The sequence below is a fragment of the Stenotrophomonas sp. 10L48 genome (genome assembly GCF_056395105.1).
On the sequence record NZ_JBFTIX010000005.1, the window covers coordinates 134327 to 148555 of the forward strand.

The following is a 14229-nucleotide window of genomic DNA, read 5'->3' on the forward strand; positions in this document are numbered from 1 at the left end:
TTGAAGCTGTGCCGATGAAACCCAATTCCAGTATCTCGTTCGAAGGCCAAGTGGGCCTGGTGACCGGTGCCGCCGGTGGTCTCGGCCTGGCCTACAGCCGCCTGCTGGCCCAGCGTGGCGCGCACGTGGTGATGCATGACGTGGGCGCCGCGACGGACGGCACGGGTACCGATCCGCAGCGCATCGCCCACGCGGTGGCAGCACTGCATGCCCAGGGCCTGCCGGTCGAAGCCGCCAGCGGCCCCATCAACCAGCGCAGTGGCTGCCACGCGCTCGTGCAGGACATCCTGCAGCGGCATGGTCGCCTGGACTTCATCATCCACAACGCCGGCTGGGTGGCCTACGCCGGTATTGAAGTGGTGGAAGACGATGCGCTGGAGCAGATGCTGTGCCTGGCGGCGAAGACACCGCTGTGGCTGGCACAGGCGGCATGGCCTGCGATGCGTGCTGCCGGCGGCGGCCGCATCGTGCTGACCACCTCCGATCGCGCGCTGTACCCGCAGTATGCGCAGCGCGGCCTGTGCGGCTACGCGATGGCCAAGCTGGCTGCGCAGGGGCTGGTCAATGTGCTGGCCCTGGAAGGCGCCGAGCACGGCATCGTCGTCAACGCGGTGTCGCCGGTGGCCAAGACCCGCATGTGGGGCATCGACGGGGAACCGGATGAACTGCATCCAGAGGCGGTGGCGCCCGGGGTTGCCTTCCTTGCCTCTACGCGGTGCCGGCAGGGTGGCTGGACCCTGCGGGCCAGCAACGGCCAGTTCCATGCATTGCGATTGCAGGAAGCCGAACATGTGGCCTATCCGCGCGACCTGCGTGCGGTGGCAGCGGACAGCATCGAATCGGTGGCCCTGCAGTGGCCGGTCATTGCACGGCCGAGTGTCGACGCGCGCGGTTGAACGCGTACCCTAGGCAGGTCTCCACCTGCCTGCGATGAAATGATCGATCTGCGCCTGCTCCGCCAGTTCGTGGCGGTGGCCGAAGAACTGCACTTCCATCGCGCTGCTGCACGCCTGCACATGTCGCAGCCGCCATTGACGGCGGCGATGCGGCGCCTGGAAGACGAGGTGGGTACCGGGCTGATCGTACGCGGCAACCGCACGCTGGGCCTGACCGCAGCGGGGCAGACGCTGCTGGTGGAGGCGCGTGCAACCCTGCAGCACGCCGAACAGGCGCTGCAGCGCACGCGGGAAGCGGCGGCAGGGCAGACCGGCAGCCTGCGTGTCGGCTACGTCGGCAGCGCACTCTATGGGCGCCTGCCGGCACTGATCCGCCAGTTCCGCCATGCGTTTGCGCAGGTGCAGCTGCATCTGCACGAAGCCACCTCGCGGCAGCAGCAACAGTGGCTGCGCGAGGGACGCATCGACCTGGGCATCCTGATTCCGCCGATCATTTCCGCAGAACTGCATCTGCAGGCGTTCGACCATGATCGACTGGCCATTGCCCTGCCGCGCGCGCATCGGCTGGCCGCACGGCCACGGCTGGATGTCGCCGCGCTGGTGGACGAGCCGTTCGTTTCATGGCCGTCGGCCGAAGGCATCGGCTTCCACGCGCAGGTGCTGGGCCTGTGTACCGCTGCCGGCTTCACGCCGCGGGTCGTGCAGGAAGCGCAGGGTATGCACGCAGTGCTGTCGCTGGTGGCCGTGGAAGCGGGCGTGGCGATCGTGCCGGCCAGCATGGCCGGGTTCCGTCCCGAAGAAATCGTCTATCGACCACTGGATGGCGGCAACGCTGCGTTCGAGTTGCAGTTCTGCATGCGCCCGGAATCGCCTGCGCCGGTGCTGCAGAATTTCCTGGCGATGGCAGCGCAACCCGTAGTGTCGTGATTGCCAGCTGAGCATCTGTGCTGCGTGCAGTGGCGGCACGCTGATCCGCAGTGAGTATGCCTGCGGAGTGTGACTTTGCCTGCAGTTCTGCCCTTGGAAATCGCACCTGCGGCAAGCCTGAGGCGCGGGCGCGGACAACCCCTACATACCGCCTCGGCGACAGCAATCAGCATGCCCCCGTCGGCCATCATCGGCCGGCTGGGATTGGCGTCCCACAATCAACTCTGGCACGTGATCGGCAGGCGCACGGATGGCGCCTGCGGATCTCGTGACCCGCTGTCCGTGGTGGGCGATGTGTGGGGATCACAATGATCCGCCGGTCAGTCCCAGAGTTGTCCGGTACGCCAACCCGCATCGCCCGCCGCCTGTTCGTGGTCAGCCACGAGTGCGCTGATGGCGCTTGCCTCGGGGGTGGCAATGCGCGTCGTGCGCGGGAGCGGCGGCGGGCGGTGCATCTGTCTGCTCAGCGGGGACGGGCGAACAGATGTTCGGCCGTGTAATCGATGAACACCCGCAAGCGCGCGCTGGGGTGGCGATTGCCCGGCCACAGCAGTGAGAATTGTCCGTGCTGCCGTTCCAGCATCGGCAGCACCTGCTGCAGCCGGCCATCGGCCAGTGCTTCGGCCGCCAGGAAATCAGGCATCCAGGCCACGCCCATGGCACCGATCGCCGCGGCCAGCAGCGCTTCCATGTTGTTGCAGGTCATTGCCGTAGCCAGAGCAGCGCCGGCATCGCCATTCACGCCGGGCAGGCTCCAGGGCTGCAGCGTGCCGGTGGTCGGGAAGCGGAAACGCACCGCCTGCAGTGAACGCAGTTCCGGCAGCGACTGTGGCCAGCCGTGTGTTCGCAGGTACACCGGCGCTGCGCACAGCACGAAGTGGAAGCTGCCGAGGCGACGCGACATCAGGCTGGAATCGGCCAGTTCACCGCTGCGTATCACCGCATCCAGCCCTTCGCTGACTACATCCACGAGGCGGTCATTGAAATCAAGTTCCAACTGCACCTGCGGGTAGCGCTGCTGGAAGCCGGGTAGCACCGGCAGCAGAAAACGGTAGCCGATGGTGGGCAGGCCAATCCGCAGCAGGCCGCGCGGAGCGAATTGGCGTTGCGCAAGATCAGCCTGGGCCTCGGATAGTTCATCCAATGCCCGGCGGCAGCGCTGCAGCAGCAGGTCGCCTTCGTCGGTGAGGTGCATGCGGCGCGTGGTGCGGTGGAACAGTCGCGTACCCAGGTCCTGCTCCAGGCGGGCGATCCGCTTGCCCACTGCGGAAGCGGACAGGCCCAGCACCCGGGCGGCACCGACAATGCTGCCGGCCTCGGCGGTGCGGACGAAGGCCAGCAGTGCGGAAATGGAGTCCATGGCGGAATGATTGCGGAACATCTGGCTGTAATCAAACGCCTGCGGGCCTGTTTTTCCCGGATCGCGGCGTGTTCATCATCAATGGCCCCGTTTGCAGGAGGCCGCGATGGCCCGTTTTCTGACCGATTCCCACTCCGCGCAACGGCGCTGGGCCCTGTTGTCGGTGTGTCTGGCCGCACTCGCGTTGCCATTGTCGTTCTCGGCCGGCGCTGTCGCGGTGCCGGTGTTGGCCATCCAGTTGGCCAGTTCGCCCGCTTCGCTGGCTTGGGTGACCAACGCCTTCATGCTCGGATTCGGCAGCCTGCTGTTGGCGGCAGGTGGGCTGGCGGACCGCTATGGGCGGCGCCGCCTGTTCCTGCTGGGCAGCGGCGGCTTCGCATTGGCGACGATGTTCGTCTGCCTTGCGCCGGATCTGTTCTGGCTGGACCTGGCGCGCGGGTTGCAAGGAGTGGGCGCTGCGGCGGCATTGGCGTCGGGCAGCGCCGCGTTGGCGCAGGCGTGGCACGGCCAGGCCCGCACGCGCGTGTTTGCCCTGCTGGGCACGACCTTCGGTGCCGGCCTGGCGCTGGGGCCACTACTTGCAGGCGTACTGCTTGAGGCGCTGGGCTGGCGAAGCGTGTTTGCCGCCGGAGGTGTACTGGCTCTGCTGGCGTGCACGCTGGCAGCCCGCGTGCTGCCGGAGAGCCGCGGGCAGGCTGCGCAGCTGGACGTATCGGGCATGCTGGCTTTCAGCCTGACACTGAGCATGCTGACATTGGCGCTGTTGTGGCTGGGCGAATTCGGCCTGTACGCAGCGCGGGTGCGATGGGCATTGCTGGCGACCGTGTTGCTGGCGGCATCGTTCGTGCTGATCGAGCGCAGGCATCCGGCGCCGTTGCTCGATCTTTCGCTGTTCGCACAGCGGGCATTCGTCGGTGTGCAGCTGCTGCCGGTGGCAACCTGCTTCGGCTACGTGGTGCTGCTGGTGGTCCTGCCGTTGCAGTTGCTGGGCGTGCATGGCCAGAGCGTCGCCACCGTTGGCGTGCAGATGCTGGCGCTGTCCGCGCCGATGCTGGTGCTGCCACTGCTGGCTGCGCGCTGGGCCGTCCGGCTGGGAAGCACGCGCCTGTGTGTGGCTGGGTTGCTGCTCTGCGCGCTGGGGCTGTATCTGCTGTCGCGGCAGGCGGCACATCCATTGCCGGCGCAATGGATCCCGCTGCTGGTGCTGATCGGTACAGGCACCGCATTGCCATGGGGCTTGATGGACGGGTTGTCGGTCAGCGTAGTGCCGGTGCAACGCGCGGGCATGGCGGCGGGAATCTTCGGCACGGTGCGGGTAGCGGGCGAGGGCATCGCACTTGCTGCGGTGACTGCATTGCTGGCGACGCTCATCGGTCAACGCCTGCCGGGCGCATCCGCTCCGGCAGTGGGCAAGGCCGCGGTTTATCTGGCTACCGGTGCGCTGCATTCGGCCCAGCCGCTGCTGCCTGGGTCAACGTCGCTGCAGTTGCAGCGCGCCAGCGGCGAAGCGCTGGCGCAGCTGCTGCACGTGTTGTCGGCGCTGACCGCCGGCAGCTCCCTGCTGCTGCATGTGCTGCTGCGGCGGTCGCCGTCCGTTGCCGTGCTCAGAACCGATAGCTGATGGTGCCGGTGACCACACGCGGGTAGCCGGCGAAACAATCGCCGAAGGTGCGGCACGGCGCGTAGTAACGCTTGTCGGTGAGGTTGGTGATGTTCAAGGCCCAGGTCCAGTTGGTCACCTGCACTTCCACCAGCGCATCGGCCAGGGTGTAGCTGGGGGTGATGACGCGGCCGCCGTTGCCCAGCGACACCGTGTTGCCGACATGGCGGACACCCAGGCCGAGTTTCATCCGTGCGGCGTCATCCAGCTGGAAGCCCTTGGACACCCAGGCCGAGGCCAGGTCCTGCGGGGTGTCGTTCAGGCGTTCGCCCACTTCCAGTGCGAAGTTGCTGCGGCTGACTTCGGCTTCGTTGCGCGCGTAAGCCGCAGTGACCGTAAGGTCGTTGGCGAACTGGAACTGGCCCTCCAGCTCCACGCCCTTGGAACGGATCTGGCCGGTCTGGACGACGTTCAGAACGTTGTTCGGATCGTTGGTCTGGCGGTTGGTCTCGGTGATGCGGTAGGCGGCCAGGGTCAACAGCATGTTGCGGGCCGGTTGCCACTTGATGCCACCTTCGGCCTGGCGTCCGCGCATCGGCTTGAAAGCATTGCCGAACAGATCCTGGCCGGACACCGGCAGGAACGATTCGCTGTAGCTCAGGTAAGGCGATACGCCGCCGCCGACGTCGCCGATCAGTCCGGCACGGTAGGTAGTGGCATCGTCGGTCTGGCTGGGCTGGCCTTCGGTCTTCGAACGAGCATGGTCGCGACGCGCACCCAGCACCAGCGACACGCGATCAGCCCAGCGGATCTGGTCCTGCACATATACGCCCAGCTGGGAAGACTCCTGGTCCGGCTGGCGCTCCCAGCCACGTACCGTCGGGGCGGTCGATACCGGTGCGTAGACGTCGATGGGCGTGCCGGTGGCATCCAGCCGCTGCAGCTGCTCCTTGTACTGGCTGTAGTCCACGCCGGCCAGCAGCAGGTGCTGGAAGGCGCCCGTGGCGAAGTCGAACTGCACCGCGTTGTCGGCGCTGATCACCTGGATGTCCGGCTGCGTGCCGTAGGCGGTGCGGTTGACCACGCGCCGGTCGGCATCGATGAAGGGGTTTTCCGGGTTGCTGTAGCTGTCCACATACAACTGCTGCAGGGTGGTCTTGCCGTCGATGTAGCGCACCGCCGAGCGCAGGCTGACCGCATCGTTGAAGCGATGATCGAACAGGGCGGTCAGGCTGTATACGCGCGAATCGATGCGGTCGAAACCGGCATCGCCGATGAAGGTGGTCGGATCCAGACGGCGACCGGGCGCTGCGTGCAGGGTGGCGGCCAGCGGCAGGAACTGCTGGCTGGAGCCGGTCTTGTCGTGCTGGTAGCTGGCCAGCAGGGTCAGCGTACTGCGTTCACCGCGCCAGCTGATCGAGGGTGCCAGATACACGCGGTCGTCCTTGAGGACATCGGTCTGCATGTTCGATTCGCGGACCAGACCGACCAAACGCCCGGCAACCGTGCCGTCGTCATTCAGCGCACCACCGATGTCGCCCTGCAGCTGCCGACGATCGAAGCTGCCCAGCTGCAGGCCGACCTCACCGCTGGCGGCGCCGAAGCTCGGGCGCTTGCTCATGGCGTTGATGATGCCGCCGGTGGCGCCCGCTCCGTACAGCACCGATGACGGGCCGCGCAGCACTTCCACCCGTTCCAGGCCGTATACCTCCGGGCGTGCCAGCGGGCTGAAGCCGTAGCTGCGGCGCAGGCCATCCTGGTACTGCACCGGGTCCAGGCCACGTACCGAACTGGCGTCATTGCGGGTGTCCAGGCCCCAGGCGTCGGCGGTGACACCGGCGCTGTAGCGCAGCACTTCCTGCAGGTTGTGTGCGCCGCGATCGGTGAACAGCTGCTGGGTGACCACGCTGATCGCCTGCGGCGTCTCGGTCAGGGCGGTGTCGGTCTTGGTCGCGGTGCTGGCGCGCTCGGCCACCACGGTCACCTTGTCCAGGGTCCGGGCCGCAGTGCCGTCCTGGGCTTGGGCGATGGCCGACGCCAGCAGGGTGGGCAGGAACAGCGTGTACAGCAGCGGGCGGCGCGACGGCAGGGCAGGCATCGTGGGGAATCCGGGAAGGGCGGTGACGGCGGATTATCCGGATGCCCGCTTCCAAATACAAATGATTCCCAAATGCACTTGCCGGTGATGAGCCCGGCTTCAGGGCAGGCCGTCTGCGGCGCCGCGGATGCTCATCCAGGCGCCGCCGCCGGGCGCGCTGCCGGCGCGGACACGGAAGCCGTGCAGCCCGGCAATGGCGGCCACGATCGACAGCCCCAAGCCAAAGCCGGGCCCTTGCCCGGCACTGCTGCTGCCGCGGAAGAAGCGCTGGTAGATCAAGGTGCGGTCCTGCGGCGGGATGCCCGGCCCGTTGTCGATCACATCGATCCGGGGCGCGCCGTGGTCGTCCATCGCGCGCAGCAGGATGCGTCCGTGCGCAGGCGTGAACTGCAGCGCGTTGGACAGCAGGTTGGCCACCGCTTCGAACAGCAGTTCGCGGTCGCCGCGCAGCATGCCGATCTGCGGCGCCACCTGCAGCTGCAGATCCTGTTGCTTCTCTTCGGCCAACGGCAGGTAGAACTGGTGCAGTTCCTGCAGCAGGTCGGCGATGTCGACCTCGTCGAAGGCCGAACGGCGCTGGTGGCTTTCCAGCTCGGACACGCGCAGCAGGGCGGCGAAGCGCGCCATCAGCATGTCGGTCTCCGCCAGCGCCTTGTCCAGCGGGTCCGCATGCGGGTCGTGCTCGCCCAGGCCAACCCGCATGCGGTAGAGGTGTGCACGCAGGCGCGTGAGCGGTGTGCGCAGGTCATGCGCGATGCTGTCGCACACGCCTTTGACCTCGGTCATCAGCTGTTCGATGCGTTCCAGCATGGCATTGACGATGCTCGACAGCCGATCGATCTCATCGCGTCGGTTGGATACCGGCAGGCGTTGCCCGAGGTCGCCGGCAATGATGCGGTTGGTGGCCGCTTCGATCTGCTGGATCCGCTTCAATGGGCGCCGGCGCAGCAGATGCCAGCCCACCAGCCCGGGGATGACGGTCAGTGACACACCCCACAGCAGTGCATCGAGGATGATGCTGTTGACCGCCATCAGCTTGCCGTTCTGGCGCACGAACACCAGTGTCCGGCCATCCCGGGTCACCACGCCGAGCGCGCTGCCACCGCTCTCGTGGCGGCCATCGACCAGCGTCCAACCCGCTACCTGATGCGAGTTGCCATCCAGCGGCAGTCCTTCGGGGATGGCCGTCAGCGGGCCCGCCATCGCCACGCCGGCCTTGTCGAACAGCCCGTACGTATACACCTGGTGCAGGTCGAAGCGCTGGCTGTCGCGCAGCGCGTCATCCAGCGCCGGGCCGTCGAAACTCATGAACAGATGGGCGCGCTGCTGCAGGCCCGATTCGGTCAGGTCGTTCAGGTAGTCCGAGATGCGCCAGTACATCACGCCCAGCAGCAGGCTGGACCAGGCCACGAACAGGATGCAGTACAGGCCCAGCAGGCGGCTGCTGGATGAGCGCCAATGGTCAGGACTGCGCGTCGAAGACATAACCGGTTCCACGTACGGTCAAGATCGGCTGCGGCCGGCCGGGTTGTTCGATGCGTTTGCGCACCCGGCCGATATGCACGTCGATCAGGTTGGTGCCCGGATCGAAGTGGTAGCCCCAGACTTCCTGGAACAACATGGTGCGGGTGACCACCTGGCCGGCATTGCGGACCAGGAATTCCAGCAGCTTGAACTCGGTCGGCAGCAGGTTGATCTCCTGGCCGCCACGGCGTACCGAGCGGCTCATCAGGTCCAGTTCCAGGTCGCCGGCGCGCAGCACCTTGTCGCTGGCAGCGGCCTGGCCCTGGCGCCGGATCAGCACTTCCACGCGGGCGGCCATTTCATCGGAGGCGAACGGCTTGGTCAGGTAGTCGTCGCCACCTGCACGCAGGCCACGCACGCGTTCATCCACGTCCGACAGCGCACTGATCATCAACACCGGCGTGGCGATGCCTTCATGGCGCAGCGTGGTGACCAGGGCCAGCCCGTCGATGCAGGGCAGCATGCGGTCCAGGGTGATCACCGCGTAGTCGCCTGAACGTGCCAGCGCCAGGCCACTGCTGCCGTCGCTGGCCAGATCCACCTCGAAGCCGTGGCTGCGCAGCTCGGTGGCGATTTCCTCCGCGGTGACAAGGTCGTCCTCGATGGTGAGTACGCGCGGCATGGGCCACTTTGCAGATTGGGACCTGCGCATCCTCGCAACCACGGGTGTGCACTGCAAATGAAAAATGTTTCATGCGTTTTTCGCTGGATTGCAGCGCGCTGTCTTCTATATTCGGCGCCGAACGCTCCCCCCGCGCGTGGAACCTGCTGCCGATGACCCTTCCGTACTTCTCCCTGCCTGCCGCGGGCTGGCGCCGGCCGCTGCTGGTGCTTGCCTTGGCTACCCTGCTGGCCGGCTGCGGCAAGGACGCACCCAAACCAGGCAAGGCGACGCCGGAAGTGACCGTGCTGACGCTGCAGAACCAGACGCTGGCGCTGCAGCAGGAACTGCCGGGACGCACCATTGCCTCGCAGGAATCGGATGTACGCCCGCAGGTGGACGGGGTGCTGGTGAAGCGCCTGTTCGAGCAGGGGCAGCTGGTGAAGGCCGGGCAGCCCCTGTTCCAGATCGAGCCGGCGCTGTACCAGGCCGCCCTGAACGAGGCGCAGGCCAATCTGAAGACCGCCGAAGCGGCCGCCGTGACCGCTCGCCTGCGGGCGCAGCGGATGCAGGCGCTGGGCAAGGACCAGCTGGCCGCGCGCCAGGACGTGGACGATGCCATCGCCAGTGGCCAGCAGGCGGCTGCGGCCGTGCAGGCTGCGCAGGCAGCGCGCGATACCGCCAGTACGCGGCTCGGTTTTGCCACGGTCACCGCACCGATTGCCGGTCGCATCGGGCGCGCGCTGTTCACCCCGGGGGCGCTGGTGACATCCGCCCAGGCCGATCCGCTGGCGCGGATCCAGCAGGTCGACCCGATGAACGTGGACATCACCCAGTCCAGCAACGAGTACCTGGCGCTGCGTCGCGCCATTGCCGAGGGGGGCGTGCAGGCCAACAGCGCGCCGGTGCGGCTGCGCCTGTCAGATGGCACCGACTACCCGCTGCCGGGCACGCTGGAATTTGCCGACATCGATGTGCAGCAGGAGACCGGCAGCATCACCCTGCGCGCGCAGTTCCCCAACCCCGAGGGACAGCTGTTGCCGGGCATGTACGTGCGCGCGCAGGTAGGCCAGGGCACGCAGCAGCAGGCGTTGCTGGTACCGCAGTCGGCGGTGGACCGCAGTGCCAAGGGCGAGGCGCAGGCGTGGCTGGTCGACAAGGAGGGCAAGGCGCGGCTGCGCACCTTCCGCACCGCCCGCGCGGTCGGCAACCAGTGGCTGGTGCTTGATGGCATCAGTGCTGGCGAGCAGGTGGTGGTGGCGGGGGCGCAGGGCCTTGCCGACGGCATGCTGGTGCGGATGAAGACGGCGCCCGTGGCTGCGCCGGCCGGAAAGGACTGAGCGCATGCTGCCGCGCTTCTTCATCCACCGCCCCGTATTCGCCTGGGTACTGGCGATCTGCATCATGGCGTTCGGCACGATTGCGGTGACCCAGCTGCCGGTCGAGCAGTACCCGGACATCGCACCGCCGCAGGTCAACATCACCGCCAACTACACCGGCGCGTCTGCACAGACGGTGGAAGACAGCGTCACCCAGGTGATCGAGCAGCAGATCAAGGGCATCGACCACCTGCTGTATTTTTCCTCCACCAGTTCGTCTTCGGGACAGGCGCGGATCACGGTCACCTTCGACCAGAGCGCCAACCCCGATATCGCCCAGGTACAGGTGCAGAACAGCGTCAACCAGGCCATCAACCGCCTGCCGCAGGAAGTGCAGCAGCAGGGCGTGACCGTGGCCAAGTCGCAGGGCGACTCGCTGATGGTGGTTTCGCTGTACGACACCAGCCGGCGCATGGAGCGAGTGGACGTTTCCGATTTCCTGGTCAGCAACGTGCAGGATCCGATCAGCCGCATTGCTGGCGTCGGCGAGATCAATGTGTTCGGTTCGGCCTATGCGATGCGGGTGTGGCTGGATCCGCACAAGCTGCGTGCCTACGACCTGATGCCGTCGGATGTGCGCAGCGCGATCCAGGCACAGAACACCCAGGTCACTGCCGGCGAGCTGGGGGCGTTGCCGTCCAGTGCGACGCAGAGCCTCAATGCCACCGTCACCGCGCAGTCGCGCCTGCAGACTCCGGAACAGTTCCGCGCGATCATCCTGCGCACGCTGCCCAGCGGCGCGGCGGTGCACCTGGGCGACGTGGCGCGGGTCGAGATCGGCGCGGAGAATTACCAGACCAGCAGCTTCCTCAACGGCTATCCGGCTGCGGGTTTCTCGGTGACCCTGGCCTCCGGCGCCAACGCGCTGGCCACTGCCGATGCAGTACGCGCCGAGCTTGAACGGCTGCGGCCTACGTTCCCGCCCGGGCTGCAGGTGGCCTATCCACGCGACAGCACGCCGTTCGTACGGGTCTCCATCGAAGGGGTCATCCACACCCTGATCGAGGCGATCGTACTGGTCGTGGTGGTGATGTTCCTGTTCCTGCAGAACCTGCGCGCCACCCTGATTCCTGCGATCACGGTGCCGGTGGTGCTGCTGGGTACCTTCGGCGTCCTCGCGTTGGCCGGTTTCACCATCAACACCCTGACGCTGTTTGCGATGGTGCTGGCCATCGGCCTGCTGGTCGATGATGCGATCGTGGTGGTGGAGAACGTGGAACGCATCATCCACGAAGAGCATCTGCCGCCACGCGAGGCAACCGAGAAGTCGATGGGCGAGATCACCGGTGCGCTGATCGGCATCACCGTGGTGCTCGGTGCGGTGTTCCTGCCGATGGCGCTGTTCGGCGGTTCCACGGGCATCATCTACCGGCAGTTCTCGATCACGATTGCATCGGCCATGGCGTTGTCGGCGCTGGTCGCGCTGACCCTGACACCGGCGCTGTGCGCGACCCTGCTCAAGCCCTCGTCGGCGCAGAAGCCACCGGGGCGCTTCTTCGCCGCGTTCAACCGTGGCGTCGAACGCAGCCAGTCGGCCTACCAGGGCAAGCTCGGTGGCGTGGTGTCACGTCCGCGGCGCTGGATGGCGTTCTACCTGTTGCTGGTGATCGCCATGATCGCCTTGTACGCGCGCATGCCCACCGGCTTCCTGCCGGTGGAGGACCAGGGCCAGGTGACCTTCCAGTTCTCCACGCCTGAAGGCACGCCGATGGCGCGCACCGAGGCGCTGGGCGAGCAGATCAGCCGTTACTTCATGGAGCACGAGAAGCAGAACCTGGACGTGGTGTTCGTGGTGGTCGGTCGCAACAACGCCGGTACCGGCCAGAATGCGGGGCAGGGCTTCCTGGCACTCAAGCCCTGGGACGAGCGCAAGGGCGACAACACCGCAGCGGCGATCATCGCGCGCGCCAATGCCTATTTCCGCAAGCTGCCCGATGCCAAGGTCAACGTGCTGGCGCCGCCGGCAGTGCGCGGCCTGGGGCAGTCCAGCGGTTTCGAGCTGTGGCTGCAGGACACCAGCGCGGCCGGACGCGTGGCGTTGCAGGCCGCGCAGGAGCAGGTGGTGCGCGCGGCCGGCGAAGACGACGGACTGACCTCGGTGCGATTGAACGGGCTGGGCGACAAGGCCGAGCTGCGGCTGGACATCGACCACGCCCAGGCCAGCGCGCTGGGCCTGGCACAGGCCGACATCAATTCCACGCTGTCTGCCGCCTGGGGTGGCAGCTACATCAATGATTTCCTGGATCGCGGCCGGGTCAAGCGTGTCTACATGCAGGGCGACCAGCCTTACCGCAGCGTGCCCGACGACATCGGCCAGTGGTACGTGCGCGGTGGCAACGGTCAGATGGCCTCGTTCGCCAGCTTTGCCAGCAGCCACTGGGCGCGTGGGCCGCAGCTGCAGCAGCGTTTCAACGGCCTGCCGGCGATGCAGATCCAGGGCAGCGCGGCCGAGGGGCGCAGCTCGGGTGAAGCGATGCAGCGCATGCAGGCACTGGTGGCCGATCAACCCGGGTTCGATCTGCAATGGAGCGGGCTGTCCTATCAGGAGCAACTGGCCAGCAACCAGACGCTGTACCTGTACGCCGCTTCGATTGCCTTCATCTTCCTGTGCCTGGCCGCGCTCTACGAGAGCTGGACGGTGCCGGTAGCGGTGGTGCTGGTGATTCCGCTGGGCGTGATCGGTACGGTGCTGGCGACCACGGCTGCGGGCTTCGTCAATGACATCTACTTCCAGGTGGGATTGCTGACCACGATTGGATTGTCGGCAAAGAACGCGATCCTGATCGTGGAGTTCGCCGAAGCACGCTACCGCGCCGGCAGTTCAGCGGTGGAAGCGGCACTGCAGGGCGCGCGCCTGCGCCTGCGGCCGATCGTGATGACCTCGCTGGCCTTCGTGGCAGGCGTCATCCCGCTGGCGTTGGCCACCGGCGCCGGCGCGGTCAGCCGGCGTGAAATCGGCATGAGCGTGATCGGCGGCATGCTCTCCGGAACGGTGCTGGCGGTGGTGCTGGTGCCGCTGTTCTTCGTGCTGGTACGGCGGATGGGCAGGGCGCGGCCGGTGCACTGAGGAGGCCAGGGCCGTCGGTTGTCATCGGCCTGCCGCAACGCCATCACCCGGTCTTGGCCCGGGCATCGGTAGGGTGATCGTCCCCGTCCCCCACGGAGACCTGCCATGTGGTTGCTTGACCGACTCTGGCCCTCACGCCCTGCGCTGCCCGCCGCGACGCTGCCGCCTGCAGCGGACCTGCCCACGCGTCGAACGCCGTTGAAGCGTCCGTTGCGCGTCGGCCGGGCCAGCATGGCCCCGTGGCAGAAGGTCGCGCCGCCGCCCAGGCGCAGCCGCCACTAACCGGTGCGGTCGGCGGGGTGGTTCACCCCGTCATTGACCGGAATCGTTCCCAGCGCGAACGGATCGATGCCTTCCAGGCAGGCCACGTTGTAGCCGTACTGGTCCGGGTTGGAGCGGCGGCGGTGGTGCGTGTAGATGCCACAGACGTCGCAGAAGTAGTGCTCGGCCACGTGCGTATTGAACTGGTACAGGCGCAGATGGGCCTGGCCACGCACGATATGCAGCCCGTCTTCGGCCACGCTGGCGGCGATGGCGCCGCGGCGCCGGCACATCGAACAGTCGCAGCGGCGCGGGTCGACGATGCCCTCGGGCAGGTCCAGCAGCAGCTCGACGGTGCCGCAATGACAGCTGGCCCGGTGCTGCGCCTGCACGGCGACGCCGGCCACGGTGGTAATGCCCATCCTCGCTCCCTGTACACCTTGGTGGACGCCAGTATGCGCCCGCAGGCGCCAGCCTGAACCGTCGTAGATGTCGCCGTGAGGCGGCTTGTGGCTA

General features: G+C 67.1%; 10 protein-coding genes. 5 read left to right on the top strand and 5 right to left on the bottom strand.

Annotation, left to right across the window (positions count from 1 at the left end; genetic code table 11):
• Window positions 1-14 precede the first annotated feature (14 nt).
• Together AC1DCU_RS09900 and AC1DCU_RS09905 are read left to right on the top strand one after the other, a co-directional pair.
• Entirely contained in the window at window positions 15-896 is an 882-nt protein-coding gene (locus tag AC1DCU_RS09900; RefSeq protein ID WP_263929785.1) for an SDR family NAD(P)-dependent oxidoreductase, read from the top strand.
• A gap of 39 nt (window positions 897-935) precedes the next feature.
• Entirely contained in the window at window positions 936-1823 is an 888-nt protein-coding gene (locus AC1DCU_RS09905) for a LysR family transcriptional regulator (protein ID WP_032977321.1), read from the top strand.
• 463 nt (window positions 1824-2286) lie between these two features.
• Here AC1DCU_RS09905 and AC1DCU_RS09910 read toward each other — a convergent pair whose 3' ends face one another.
• Window positions 2287-3183, bottom strand: coding sequence for a LysR substrate-binding domain-containing protein (locus tag AC1DCU_RS09910; RefSeq protein ID WP_059063312.1), 897 nt, complete (start codon window positions 3181-3183; stop codon window positions 2287-2289).
• 106 nt (window positions 3184-3289) lie between these two features.
• On the opposite strand from AC1DCU_RS09910, the gene AC1DCU_RS09915 reads away from it, so the two are divergent.
• Window positions 3290-4804: an MFS transporter gene (locus AC1DCU_RS09915; RefSeq protein ID WP_442251287.1), complete on the top strand. Its 1515-nt coding sequence runs from the start codon at window positions 3290-3292 to the stop codon at window positions 4802-4804.
• Here the strand turns inward: AC1DCU_RS09915 and AC1DCU_RS09920 are convergent.
• The 3 genes from AC1DCU_RS09920 to AC1DCU_RS09930 all read right to left on the bottom strand — a co-directional run bounded on the left by AC1DCU_RS09920 (window position 4788) and on the right by AC1DCU_RS09930 (window position 9027).
• Entirely contained in the window at window positions 4788-6881 is a 2094-nt protein-coding gene (locus AC1DCU_RS09920) for a TonB-dependent siderophore receptor (RefSeq protein WP_442251286.1), read from the bottom strand. The two genes, AC1DCU_RS09915 and AC1DCU_RS09920, sit on opposite strands and share 17 nt — an antisense overlap.
• A gap of 99 nt (window positions 6882-6980) precedes the next feature.
• Window positions 6981-8366 carry a sensor histidine kinase gene (locus AC1DCU_RS09925; RefSeq protein WP_442251285.1) on the bottom strand — a complete coding sequence of 462 codons (1386 nt, stop codon included), beginning with the start codon at window positions 8364-8366 and terminating at the stop codon, window positions 6981-6983.
• Complete coding sequence (locus AC1DCU_RS09930; protein ID WP_442251284.1) at window positions 8344-9027, bottom strand: response regulator transcription factor; 684 nt, start codon at window positions 9025-9027, stop codon at window positions 8344-8346. Before AC1DCU_RS09930 ends, AC1DCU_RS09925 begins: the two co-directional genes overlap by 23 nt.
• 152 nt (window positions 9028-9179) lie before the next feature.
• Between AC1DCU_RS09930 and AC1DCU_RS09935 the strand changes: the two genes are divergently transcribed.
• A complete protein-coding gene (locus AC1DCU_RS09935; RefSeq protein WP_080150846.1) occupies window positions 9180-10346 on the top strand; it encodes an efflux RND transporter periplasmic adaptor subunit in 1167 nt (388 codons plus the stop codon).
• Between the two features lie 4 nt (window positions 10347-10350).
• Complete coding sequence (locus AC1DCU_RS09940) at window positions 10351-13452, top strand: efflux RND transporter permease subunit (protein ID WP_442251283.1); 3102 nt, start codon at window positions 10351-10353, stop codon at window positions 13450-13452.
• A 278-nt stretch (window positions 13453-13730) separates the two neighbouring features.
• Here AC1DCU_RS09940 and AC1DCU_RS09945 read toward each other — a convergent pair whose 3' ends face one another.
• Entirely contained in the window at window positions 13731-14135 is a 405-nt protein-coding gene (locus tag AC1DCU_RS09945) for a GFA family protein (protein ID WP_032977314.1), read from the bottom strand.
• Between the last annotated feature and the right edge of the window lie 94 nt (window positions 14136-14229).

Excerpts from the sequence above, each read along its gene's own strand:
- AC1DCU_RS09900 (WP_263929785.1), top strand. The coding sequence starts at position 15 with ATGAAACCCAATTCCAGTATCTCGTTCGAAGGCCAAGTGGGCCTGGTG.
- AC1DCU_RS09905 (WP_032977321.1), top strand. The coding sequence starts at position 936 with ATGATCGATCTGCGCCTGCTCCGCCAGTTCGTGGCGGTGGCCGAAGAA.
- AC1DCU_RS09910 (WP_059063312.1), bottom strand. The coding sequence starts at position 3,183 with ATGGACTCCATTTCCGCACTGCTGGCCTTCGTCCGCACCGCCGAGGCC.
- AC1DCU_RS09915 (WP_442251287.1), top strand. The coding sequence starts at position 3,290 with ATGGCCCGTTTTCTGACCGATTCCCACTCCGCGCAACGGCGCTGGGCC.
- AC1DCU_RS09920 (WP_442251286.1), bottom strand. The coding sequence starts at position 6,881 with ATGCCTGCCCTGCCGTCGCGCCGCCCGCTGCTGTACACGCTGTTCCTG.
- AC1DCU_RS09925 (WP_442251285.1), bottom strand. The coding sequence starts at position 8,366 with ATGTCTTCGACGCGCAGTCCTGACCATTGGCGCTCATCCAGCAGCCGC.
- AC1DCU_RS09930 (WP_442251284.1), bottom strand. The coding sequence starts at position 9,027 with ATGCCGCGCGTACTCACCATCGAGGACGACCTTGTCACCGCGGAGGAA.
- AC1DCU_RS09935 (WP_080150846.1), top strand. The coding sequence starts at position 9,180 with ATGACCCTTCCGTACTTCTCCCTGCCTGCCGCGGGCTGGCGCCGGCCG.
- AC1DCU_RS09940 (WP_442251283.1), top strand. The coding sequence starts at position 10,351 with ATGCTGCCGCGCTTCTTCATCCACCGCCCCGTATTCGCCTGGGTACTG.
- AC1DCU_RS09945 (WP_032977314.1), bottom strand. The coding sequence starts at position 14,135 with ATGGGCATTACCACCGTGGCCGGCGTCGCCGTGCAGGCGCAGCACCGG.